The organism is Enterobacter cloacae complex sp. SHL021 (assembly GCF_049237765.1).
Taxonomy (GTDB): domain Bacteria; phylum Pseudomonadota; class Gammaproteobacteria; order Enterobacterales; family Enterobacteriaceae; genus Enterobacter; species Enterobacter cloacae.
The window spans coordinates 1-4,849 of record NZ_JBMKJG010000049.1; the positions used below are offsets into that span (position 1 = coordinate 1).

Consider the following 4,849-nt stretch of genomic DNA (forward strand, 5'->3'; position numbering starts at 1 on the left):
CATGAAGCAACCAGGCAATGGCTGTAATTATGACGACGCCGAGTCCCGACCAGACTGCATAAGCAACACCGACAGGGATGGATTTCAGAACCAGACGCAGCCGCAGGCGCCGGAAACTAAACCGATGTCTGTAGGGTTACCGCTGGATCTGCGTGAATTCCAGCAGCAGCAAGAGAAAGACTTTCTACAAACCAGCTTACAGCAGGCAAAATTTAACCAGAAAAAAGCCGCTGAATTACTGGGTCTGACTTACCATCAGCTTCGCGCTTTGCTGAAAAAACACCAGATTTAACGCACATTTGCAGATGTTATATTGGCGGATTTGACGCATAACCTCATCAGGGTTTACCATGACGCCATTACTGTATAAAAAAACAGGCACAAAATATGGCTCTGGCACTCGTTGGCGAAAAAATTAACAGAAACCGCTTCACCGGTGAGAAAATTGAAAATAGTACATTTTTTAACTGTGATTTTTCAGGTGCCGACCTGAGCGGCACTGAATTTATCGGCTGTCAGTTCTATGATCGTGAAAGCCAGAAAGGGTGCAATTTTAGTCGTGCGATGCTGAAAGATGCCATTTTTAAAAGCTGTGATTTATCCATGGCGGATTTTCGCAATGCCAGTGCGCTTGGCATTGAAATTAGCCACTGTCGTGCGCAAGGCGCAGATTTTCGCGGCGCAAGTTTTATGAATATGATCACTACTCGCACCTGGTTTTGCAGTGCATATATCACTAACACAAATCTAAGCTACGCCAATTTTTCGAAAGTCGTGTTGGAAAAGTGTGAGCTGTGGGAAAACCGTTGGATGGGGGCCCAGGTACTGGGCGCGACGTTCAGTGGTTCAGATCTCTCCGGCGGCGAGTTTTCGACTTTCGACTGGCGAGCAGCAAACTTCACACATTGCGATCTGACCAATTCGGAGTTGGGTGACTTAGATATTCGGCGCGTTGATTTACAAGGCGTTAAGTTGGACAACTACCAGGCATCGTTGCTCATGGAACGTCTTGGCATCGCGATTATTGGCTAGTCTTCAGGGAGCGGTGAATATTCCGCCCCCTGCACAGCTTTTTACCCTTCAGGCATCGCTGAAGAGTGGTGTGTGGAAATTTTCCACTCTTTACCGTCCCATGCATAAGTGAATGTGTAGCGGGCTGAAACCGTTGATTTGTCCGCGAAGGTAAATGTGTAGGTACCGGTGTCTATCGCCTTATTACACCCCAGGCGAATGGTACGCATGTCAATTTTCCCGGTCGGCTTTTTCGCAAGAAAATGCTCGAAATAATCAACACGTTCAGCGTCCGTTAAACGCGCTTTATTGGATACAGTAGGCAACAATACCGCATCGCTAAGATAATTTTCAGATACCGTCTGCGCGTTACCTGTTTTCAATGACTCGTTCCACTTATCAAATAGCGCTTCGATTTGCGCTTTATTCACCTTCACACAGTCTGGAGTCGACGCTGCAAAAACGGCTCCAGGCAATAGGGCAAGTGAAACAACAAGGCTCAGTAATTTATTCATACAATTCATTCCATTAGAAGTTAAATGGCAACAGAAAACCGTTCATAACCAGGATCAAAGCCAAAATGCATTTAATAACCAATGGAAATCATCACCATAAATGGGTGAGAAGATTAAGATGCCATGAAGAAAAAATGGAATTAACATATTGAAATAATTATAGATACTTTAGCTATTACAACTCACATAACGTGTACTGCTTCCTGAATGATTATAGTTCAGCATTGATAGTGACACTCTAAATGCTCGCTCCACACTTCGTTATCGATGCCATACTCCATCTTCCGAGCACACACTGATATCAATCAGTAAACAACGACAGGTACGCCCCCACGTTTATAGCAAGTCAGATGGGCCATGAAAATGCTAAGATAGTTAACAGAGTAGATTCAAAGTGGATAGCAGGTATGAATTTTGACCATGTCGCGGTGTTGAACTCGCGCTTATCGAGCCTGTTACTCCCAAAAACAAACGGTAATGGCAAATGTCATTAAGTATTAGTAAGATAGCCTCTTTATATAATCCATTAAAATTATGCGCCTGGTTTTATCATCTCTGATCGTGATGGCTGGATTTCTGAGTGGTCAGGCTGCTGCTGCGCCTGAGCAAGCTCCGCACGCTGATATCCGTGACAGTGGGTTTGTCTATTGCGTCAGCGGGCAAGTCAATACGTTCAACCCACAAAAAACGAGCAGCGGTCTCATCGTCGATACGTTAGCGGCCCAATTGTATGACCGACTGCTTGATGTAGATCCCTACACCTATCGGCTGGTGCCTGAGCTTGCTGAAAGCTGGGAGGTGCTGGATAACGGCGCAACCTACCGCTTCCATCTGCGTCGTGACGTTCAGTTTCAGAAGACGGCCTGGTTCACCCCCACCCGCAAACTGAATGCAGACGATGTGGTGTTTACCTTCGAGCGCATCTTTGATCGCCACCATCCGTGGCACAATGTGAACGGCAGCAGTTTCCCCTACTTCGACAGCCTGCAGTTTGCCGATAACGTCCAAAGCGTGCGCAAACTGGACAACAACACCGTTGAATTCCGCTTAACGCAACCGGATGCCTCCTTTATGGGGTATAGGAAGTATAAACCACCTTTTTGCTCCTCATCCGAAGTATCTTACCTGAAATTCCCTCACTCGTTTACCGCTCAAGCCCCAATTTTAACTGCCGGTCCAGCCTAAACCGCTCTAATAAGGTTCGATTTGGCGGTAAAATCTCTAGCCTGATAGCTCGAGAGATACAAACTGCCCCACCGCCCCGTTTAAAAGTTGGCAGTGTTGAGCAGTGTTGGATTTGGGGTCGTCAGTCAAAGAGACGACTCTGTGATGGATCGAACAGGCTGGGAGTCAGTGGCGGCGCTCGTTCTGGTGGCAGCTCACGCTGCTTGGCGGCATTCGCCTTGGCTGTTTTCTGTTTCAGATGCTTGAGAATCTGCTCAATGACCTTCGGATCTTCGATGCTGGCAATCACTTTGACGTGACCGCCGCAGTGTTCGCAGACTTCAATATCAATATTGAAGACTCGCTTGAGGCGTTGCATCCAGGTCATGGCGCGGTGGCGCTCTGCAGGACTCTTGTCACGCCAGTTAGTATCGAGACCTTCCGATTTGTCGGGCTTCTTGCCCCGCTTGGCGGGTGTTACTTGAACTCGGTGTTTGCTGTTCGGTGCAAAGACGCCGTGGAAGCGTGTGAGGTTGACTCGCGGCTTAGGTACCAACGCAGCGAGTTTGGCGATGAAGTCCAGCGGCTCGAAGATCACATGGGTGGTGCCATTGCGGTACGGAGTTTTGAGCTCGTAACGCACCTGCCCATTGGCGGTTAATGCCAGACGTTTTTCTGAAACCGCTGGCCGACTAATGTAGCGACACAAGCGCTCAAGCTTATCCCGCTGATGCGCTTCGGCCATCACACCGGCGTGTAGCGAGAAACCAGCATGGTTGGCTACTCGACTGCTTGAGTCGGCTTTATCCTCACGCCCTGGCAAGGTTTGCAGGGTGAAGACTTTGCGCCCTTGCTGGGGGCCGACGGCAATGCGATACGTAACCGAAGCACCATGTAATTGAGTCAGCGTATCGTCTTCGCCCTCTTCCAGTGTCAACCACGTATTCTCGGCATCACGCTCCAAAATCCCACGCTTTTCCATGCAGCGAGCGATGCGATGGCTGAGGGTGTGAGCGAGCGTATTCAGCTCATCGTAAGTGGGTGCCTTGACACGATGGAAGCGTTGCTTGCCATAGTCATCTTCGGCATAGACACCATCGAGAAACAGCATGTGGTAGTGGACATTGAGATTTAGCGCGGAGCCAAAGCGTTGGATAAGAGTCACTGAGCCAGTTTGTGCAGAGGCTTTGGTGTAACCGGCTTTTTTGATCAGATGAGTTGAGAGTGTACGATAGACGATACTCAAGACCTGGCCCATCAGCTGGGGATGGCGAGCCAGCAAAAAGCGTAGCTGGAAAGGAAAGCTGAGCACCCACTGGCGAATGGGCTCCTTGGGGAAGACTTCGTCTATCAGCAGCGCCGCACTCTCGGCCATCCGGCGGGCACCGCAGCTAGGGCAAAAGCCGCGTCGTTTACAGCTGAAGGCGACCAGACGCTCGTGATGACAATCCTCGCAGCGAACCCGCATGAAACCATACTCCAGACGGCCACATTGGAGGAGGTCGTTGAATTCTTGTTGGATGTAGCGAGGCAGGTGTTGACCTTGGGCTTCGAGTGAGGCTTTGAAGGCTGGGTAGTGCTGCTCAACCAGCTGGTAGAGCAGCGTCTGGTCGGGTTGGTGGCGTTCGTAACCGTTTGTTTGAGTGGGCGATTGACTCGCCGTGGCGTTCCTTGCCAGCGACATGGGTATCCTCCGCTGATACTGTGGTTATGTACAGTATCAGCGGCTTGCGTTCAGACGTCCAGTCTGGCCCTAGACATCGCTAAATGCTTAACCCGCAATAGCCCTCACGAGTTGTTATCAGCCACTACCGGTTGAGCGAGAAGGTTTTGGGTTCAGGGTGCTATTGCTCCACCAATCACAATACTGAAGCCCCAACTGTTATCAGTTGGGGCTTTTTCTTGTCTGTTTGCGGCGGTTGCGTTTTATCGGTAGTCGTCGAGCTCTGCACCATCCCACATAAGAGCTTAACGGTGCGATCTTCAACGCCATCACACAAAACTTTCTTTTTCACGCACAGTCAACTTATTGGATGTTTTATTAACAACCCAAAAGGAGATATTTAGCGGGCGGCCGGAAGGTGAATGCTAGGCATGATCTAACCCTCGGTCTCTGGCGTCGCGACTGCGAAATTTCGCGAGGGTTTCCGAGAAGGTGA

Annotated in this window: 3 protein-coding genes and 3 pseudogenes; 3 read left to right on the forward strand and 3 right to left on the reverse strand. The window is 49.6% G+C overall.

Annotated elements, in window-relative coordinates; all coding sequences use genetic code 11:
- Nucleotides 1-100, reverse strand: a pseudogene (locus ACOTZF_RS24950) (SMR family transporter); the annotation flags it as partial.
- Here ACOTZF_RS24950 and ACOTZF_RS24955 point away from each other — a divergent pair.
- Nucleotides 86-292: pseudogene (locus ACOTZF_RS24955) on the forward strand (helix-turn-helix domain-containing protein); the annotation flags it as partial. The pseudogenes ACOTZF_RS24950 and ACOTZF_RS24955 sit on opposite strands and share 15 nt — an antisense overlap.
- Nucleotides 293-387: 95 nt before the next feature.
- On the forward strand, nucleotides 388-1,032 hold the full coding sequence (locus ACOTZF_RS24960) for a quinolone resistance pentapeptide repeat protein QnrB52 (protein WP_063866158.1): 645 nt from the start codon (nucleotides 388-390) through the stop codon (nucleotides 1,030-1,032).
- 41 nt (nucleotides 1,033-1,073) lie between these two features.
- On the opposite strand, the gene ACOTZF_RS24965 is transcribed toward ACOTZF_RS24960, so the two are convergent.
- A complete protein-coding gene (locus tag ACOTZF_RS24965; RefSeq protein ID WP_003833285.1) occupies nucleotides 1,074-1,526 on the reverse strand; it encodes an SgcJ/EcaC family oxidoreductase in 453 nt (150 codons plus the stop codon).
- A gap of 534 nt (nucleotides 1,527-2,060) precedes the next feature.
- On the opposite strand from ACOTZF_RS24965, the pseudogene ACOTZF_RS24970 reads away from it, so the two are divergent.
- Nucleotides 2,061-2,600: pseudogene (locus ACOTZF_RS24970) on the forward strand (ABC transporter substrate-binding protein); the annotation flags it as partial.
- 232 nt (nucleotides 2,601-2,832) lie between these two features.
- Here ACOTZF_RS24970 and ACOTZF_RS24975 read toward each other — a convergent pair.
- Nucleotides 2,833-4,374 (reverse strand): IS91-like element ISCR1 family transposase, encoded by a 1,542-nt coding sequence (locus ACOTZF_RS24975; RefSeq protein ID WP_000050481.1) that lies wholly within the window; start codon nucleotides 4,372-4,374, stop codon nucleotides 2,833-2,835.
- Nucleotides 4,375-4,849 lie beyond the last annotated feature (475 nt).

Excerpts from the sequence above, each read along its gene's own strand:
- ACOTZF_RS24975 (WP_000050481.1), bottom strand. The coding sequence starts at position 4,374 with ATGTCGCTGGCAAGGAACGCCACGGCGAGTCAATCGCCCACTCAAACA.
- ACOTZF_RS24960 (WP_063866158.1), top strand. The coding sequence starts at position 388 with ATGGCTCTGGCACTCGTTGGCGAAAAAATTAACAGAAACCGCTTCACC.
- ACOTZF_RS24965 (WP_003833285.1), bottom strand. The coding sequence starts at position 1,526 with ATGAATAAATTACTGAGCCTTGTTGTTTCACTTGCCCTATTGCCTGGA.